The sequence below is a fragment of the Peribacillus sp. genome, from assembly GCF_059453735.1.
In genome coordinates, this window is the sequence record NZ_JAZVJO010000414.1 from 1 (window position 1) to 5,833 (window position 5,833).

Consider the following 5,833-nt stretch of genomic DNA (forward strand, 5'->3'; position numbering starts at 1 on the left):
CTGCACCAGGTCATCCGACTGGAACGCTTGTGAATGGTTTAATGGCTCATTGTAAAGATTTATCTGGGATTAATGGTGTTATGCGTCCTGGTATTGTACACCGTATTGATAAGGATACTTCGGGCTTATTGATGGTGGCTAAAAATGATATGGCACATGAAAGTCTTGTTCAACAGCTGGTTGATAAAACGGTTACTAGAAAATATCAGGCCATTGCACATGGTGTAATCCCCCATGATTATGGAACAATTGATGCGCCAATCGGCCGAGATAAAAAAGATCGTCAGAGCATGGCAGTTATGGATGAAAACTCAAAAACAGCAGTTACGCATTTCAAAGTGCTTGACCGGTTTAAGAACTATACGTATGTCGAATGTCAGCTGGAAACAGGAAGAACGCATCAAATCCGCGTTCATATGAAATACATTGGCTTCCCACTGGCAGGAGATCCGAAATACGGACCGCGTAAGACACTTGCCATTGAGGGACAAGCACTACACGCAGGGTTGCTCGGATTTATTCATCCTCGTACGAAAGAGTATATCGAGTTTGAAGCACCATTGCCAAGTGAATTTGAGCAATTACTTACTTATTTGCGGAACAGTAATTGACAAGTTTGTTTTAATGCTATACGATGATAGTAACTTAATAAGAACCTTTAACACAGTCCAGAGAGGCTGGGAAGGTACACGGAGTCAATGATTCATTGAATGAATTCATTGATATGCACGACCCGCAGTATCAAAATCCCTATGCCTCCTGGCAGAGGGATTTTTTTATACACAAAACGAGGTGCACATAATGATCGAAAAAGCAATTGTATTGGATGACCAAGCTATTCGGCGGGCATTAACACGTATCGCTCATGAGATTATCGAAAAGAATAAGGGAATAGATAATTGTGTGCTGATTGGAATTCGAACACGCGGGATTTTTCTTGCCAAACGACTTGCTGATCGGATTGGAGAGATTGAAGGTTCAACAGTCGAGTTTGGTGAGTTAGATATCACGCTTTACCGTGATGATTTAACGAAAACAACAAATGACGGAGAACCTTTAGTAAAGGGCTCTGACATCCCTATGGATATTACCAATAAAAAAGTGATCTTAATCGATGATGTGCTTTTCACAGGCAGAACAGTCAGATCGGCACTGGATGCTTTAATCGATCTTGGCCGTCCTTCACAAATTCAGCTTGCCGTACTTGTTGACAGAGGTCATCGAGAATTACCTATACGAGCAGATTATGTGGGAAAAAATGTACCGACTGCGTTAACAGAAAAAATATCTGTTTGCTTAATTGAAGTAGATGAAAAAGATCAAGTAAGTATCTTAAATTAAATACAGCCCTTTTAAAAACAGTCCAGAGAGGCTGACAAAGGGAGAATGCCTGTTAAGACAATCATGAAGTCGTCTTAACAGGCAACCCTCTTTGTTAAACAAACGAAGAGGGTTTTTTTATGCTGGGAGGTAGAGACGATGGAAGCCCAAAAAAATATTTTATTAGACGTAAATGAAATACCTAAACCGTTTCAGTGGTTCTCTTTAAGTATTCAGCATTTATTCGCTATGTTTGGTTCAACGGTTCTAGTACCATTTTTCGTTGATTTAAGCCCTGCAGTAGCATTAGTTTCGAGCGGGCTGGGTACGTTGTCGTACCTGCTTATTACTAAAGGCCAGATTCCAGCTTACCTCGGATCTTCCTTTGCATTTATCACCCCCATCTTGATTGTGAAAGAAGGAGGAGGACCTGGTGAAGCAATGATTGGCTGCTTTTTTGCAGGTCTATTATATGGAATCATTGCGTTAATAATTAAGAAAGCTGGGATCAGGTGGTTGATGAGTCTTCTCCCGCCTGTGGTAGTCGGACCTGTAATCATTGTCATCGGATTAAGTCTAGCAGGGACAGCGGTCAATATGGCCATGTATGAGGATCCATACGCAGGGACGCTCGTTTATAGTACAACACATATAATGATCGCCTTGCTTACTCTCGGTGTAACGATTTTCTGTAATATGTTTTTAAAAGGGTTTCTTGGTTTAATTCCTATCTTACTTGGTATCTTTGCAGGGTATGCGGCATCAGCAGCTGCAGGATTAATAGATTTTACACCCATTAGAGAAGCAAGTTGGATTGAACTGCCGCCATTTATTTTTCCTTTCGTCGATTACACGCCGGCCATATCAGGAGGGGTTCTGGCCATTATGCTCCCAGTAGCGATAGTCACCCTGTCAGAGCATATTGGGCATCAAATGATTTTAAGTAATGTTGTCGGCCGAAATTTCCTTGAAAAGCCAGGGTTACATCGTTCCATAATGGGAGATGGAGCTGGAATAATGATTGGCTCATTGATTGGCGGACCGCCGCTTACCTCCTATGGTGAAAACATTGGTGTTCTAACCATAACTAAAGCATATAGTGTTTATATTATTGGTGGAGCAGCGGTCTCAGCCATTATCTTTGGTTTTGTTGGGAAGGTCTCGGCGGTTATTCACTCGATCCCACACGCGGTAATGGGCGGTATCTCCATCCTATTGTTTGGAATTATCGCTTCCAGCGGATTAAGAATGCTTGTTGAGAATAAAGTAGACTTTGCTGAAAAGCGGAATTTAATGATTGTGTCCGTTATCCTTGTCATTGGCATTGGCGGAGCATATGTTCAACTAAATAATGATATTCAGCTTTCTGGAATGGCATTATCAGCTATTATCGGGATTGCTTTGAACTTAATTTTACCTAATCGTGAAAAATCAGAATAATAGTTTATAACATAACTAGACAACCAGATAACTAAATAGACGAATTTCACCTTTTAAAAGAAGTCCAGAGAGACTCATAAGGGTGTTTGCAGTAAAAGACGTAATAATTAAGGCAGTCTAACGACTACCGAGGTTAGTCTTTAAACTCTTACACTCTGTCCTTAGGCGGGGTGTTTTTTAATCCCCGGAAATACAATTCAAAAGGGGGCAGGAATGATGAAAAGTTTATTGACAATGAATGAGCTGACCAATAAAGAGATTGAACAAATTATTTCACAGGCCCAAGCTTTTTCTGAAGGACAGATTTGGCTGCCGCCCGCGCATGCAGCTGTAGCTAATCTGTTTTTTGAACCAAGCACGCGTACCAAAAGCAGCTTTGAGATGGCTGAAAGGCGACTAGGGCTTCATGTGATCCCCTTTGAAGAGGGAACATCAAGTATTCTGAAGGGAGAAACACTATACGATACAGCTAAGACCCTTGAAGCCATCGGTGTGAAGGTGTTGGTTATTAGACATAACCGAGATCACTTTTATGAGGAATTATGCGGGCATCTAAACATTCCCATCATTAATGCCGGGGATGGATGCGGAAATCATCCTACACAATCTTTACTTGATCTCATGACGATTTACCAGGAATTTCACCGGTTTGAGGGACTGACGGTGGCAATTGTTGGCGACATCAAACACAGTCGGGTTGCTCGGTCTAATGCAGAAGCGTTGACCAGGTTGGGAGCAAAAGTTATCTTCTCGGGACCGCCTAAGTGGTTTGATAGGGGGAACGGGGCTTATGAAGATATCGAAAAAGCAGTTGAAACTGCAGATGTGGTTATGCTGCTGCGTATCCAGCATGAGCGCCATTCCGACAAAGAACAAAGAAGTGCGCATGAGTATCTACAAGCGTACGGGTTGACTAAAGAGAGAGAATGTAAAATGAAAAAACAGGCAATTATCATGCATCCAGCTCCCATCAACCGCGGTGTAGAAATAGACTCGGATTTAGTAGAATGCGAACGTTCTAGAATATTTAAGCAGATGGAAAACGGAGTATATATTAGGATGGCTGTTTTGGAAAAAGTACTTGGAGAACTAAAAGGGGGAACTTTGGATGAAGACAATCATAAAAAATGGGGTATTGCTCGATAGTACGGGTGCACTGATACAAGCTGATGTGGAAATGGAAGGAAAGTATATTACAAAAGTGGCAGAGAACATTGCCGCTGAGGGGTTACAACAAATAGATGCGAAGGGGAATTTAATTGCTCCAGGCTTTATTGACTTGCATGTTCATCTTCGTGAGCCTGGTGGTGAAAAAAAAGAAACGATTGCAACCGGTACAATGGCAGCTGCAAAGGGAGGGTTTACCACGATAGCAGCCATGCCGAACACCCGACCAGTTCCAGATAGTGTAAATCATCTAGAATCATTGTTGCAGAAAATTGAAGCAGACGCTCATGTAAGAGTTTTACCTTATGCTTCGATTACTGTTCGTGAAGCGGGCAAGGAGTTAACGGAGTTTGCCAGTTTAAAAGAAGCAGGTGCTTTTGCCTTCACCGATGATGGTGTAGGCATCCAAAACGCTGGGATGATGCTCGAAGCCATGAAGAAGGCAGCTTTAATCAATATGCCTGTGGTTGCTCATTGTGAAGAAAATAGTTTAATTTATAATGGCTGTGTTCATGAAGGAACCTATTCAAAAGCCAATGACTTAAAGGGAATTCCTTCTGTTTGCGAGTCCGTACATATAGCCCGTGACATTCTGCTGGCAGAGGCCGCTGGATGTCACTATCATGTCTGTCATATCTCCACAAAAGAATCAGTACGCCTTGTACGTGACGCTAAACGGGCAGGCATTCGGGTTACTGCAGAGGTTACCCCACATCATCTACTGCTGTGTGAAGACGATATTCCAGGACTTGATACGAATTATAAGATGAATCCACCACTTCGCGGCAAGTCTGATCGTGAAGCTCTGCAAGAAGGGCTGCTGGACGGTACGATTGATTTCATAGCAACGGACCATGCTCCACACTTGGAGGAAGAAAAAGCAGAAGGGATGAATCTTGCACCATTCGGAATTGTGGGTTTAGAAACAGCTTTTCCTTTGTTATACAGCGGGTTTGTTCAAACTGGAAAATGGACGCTAAAGCAATTAATTGACTGGTTGACAGTTAGACCTGCCGAGAGTTTCTCATTGCCATACGGTTCTCTTTCAGAAGGAGCATTAGCAGATATTGTCTTGATTGATTTGAATCAGACACAGTCGATTAACAGTAAGGAATTTGTCTCAAAAGGAAAAAACACACCATTTGCGGGTCAAGTCTGCACAGGATGGCCTGTGTTGACAATAGTTGAAGGACAAATAGTTTGGGATTCGGAGAGTGCTGCGGAATGAAACGACAACTTATTCTCGAAGATGGAACTTGTTTTATCGGTGAAGGATTCGGGGCAGATACTGAAAAATCCGGCGAAGTAGTGTTCAATACAGGGATGACTGGCTACCAGGAGATATTATCTGATCCTTCTTATTGCAATCAGATTATTACGATGACCTACCCGTTAATAGGCAATTATGGAATCAATCGCGACGATTTTGAATCCATCATTCCGGCTATTTCAGGATTGGTTGTTAGAGAAATAGCTGACTTCCCTTCAAACTGGAGAAATCAATTATCACTTAGTGACTACCTAAAGCAAAAACACATACCCGGTATCAGTGGGATTGATACTAGGAAGTTGACCCGGATTATCCGCAAAAATGGAACAATGAAAGGAATGATTTGTGGAATTGATAAAAAGCCTGAACAAATGCTGCAGCATTTACTGGCTACGGTAACTGTGACTGATCAAGTTAGAAGAGTATCAACGAAAACCGCCTATCGTAATCCAGGTAGAGGCTTCAGGGTAGTATTAGTTGATTATGGGATGAAGCAGGGGATATTACGGGAGTTGAATGACCGGGGGTGTGATATCGTTGTTGTTCCCTATAATACGACCGCTGAGGAAGTACTTCACCTGCATCCTGACGGAATCATGCTGTCAAATGGTCCTGGAGATCCAGCAGATGTAAAGG

At 42.3% G+C, this 5,833-nt stretch carries 6 protein-coding genes; all 6 read left to right on the plus strand.

Annotated features, from left to right (window positions below):
• The coding region (locus tag AC52RT_RS13730) for an RluA family pseudouridine synthase (RefSeq protein ID WP_495541264.1) at positions 1-611 on the plus strand (611 nt) is incomplete at its 5' end.
• A 190-nt stretch (positions 612-801) separates the two neighbouring features.
• Complete coding sequence (gene pyrR, locus AC52RT_RS13735) at positions 802-1,341, plus strand: bifunctional pyr operon transcriptional regulator/uracil phosphoribosyltransferase PyrR (protein WP_340850329.1); 540 nt, start codon at positions 802-804, stop codon at positions 1,339-1,341.
• Positions 1,342-1,479: 138 nt separating this feature from the next.
• Positions 1,480-2,760, plus strand: a complete 1,281-nt coding sequence (locus AC52RT_RS13740) for a solute carrier family 23 protein (protein ID WP_495541265.1) — start codon at positions 1,480-1,482, stop codon at positions 2,758-2,760.
• 216 nt (positions 2,761-2,976) lie between these two features.
• Positions 2,977-3,906 (plus strand): aspartate carbamoyltransferase catalytic subunit, encoded by a 930-nt coding sequence (locus AC52RT_RS13745; RefSeq protein WP_495541266.1) that lies wholly within the window; start codon positions 2,977-2,979, stop codon positions 3,904-3,906.
• Complete coding sequence (pyrC, locus tag AC52RT_RS13750) at positions 3,869-5,155, plus strand: dihydroorotase (protein WP_495541267.1); 1,287 nt, start codon at positions 3,869-3,871, stop codon at positions 5,153-5,155. Before AC52RT_RS13745 ends, pyrC begins: the two co-directional genes overlap by 38 nt.
• Positions 5,152-5,833: carbamoyl phosphate synthase small subunit (locus AC52RT_RS13755; RefSeq protein ID WP_495541268.1), on the plus strand; the 682-nt coding region annotated here is incomplete at its 3' end. The genes pyrC and AC52RT_RS13755, both read left to right, overlap by 4 nt.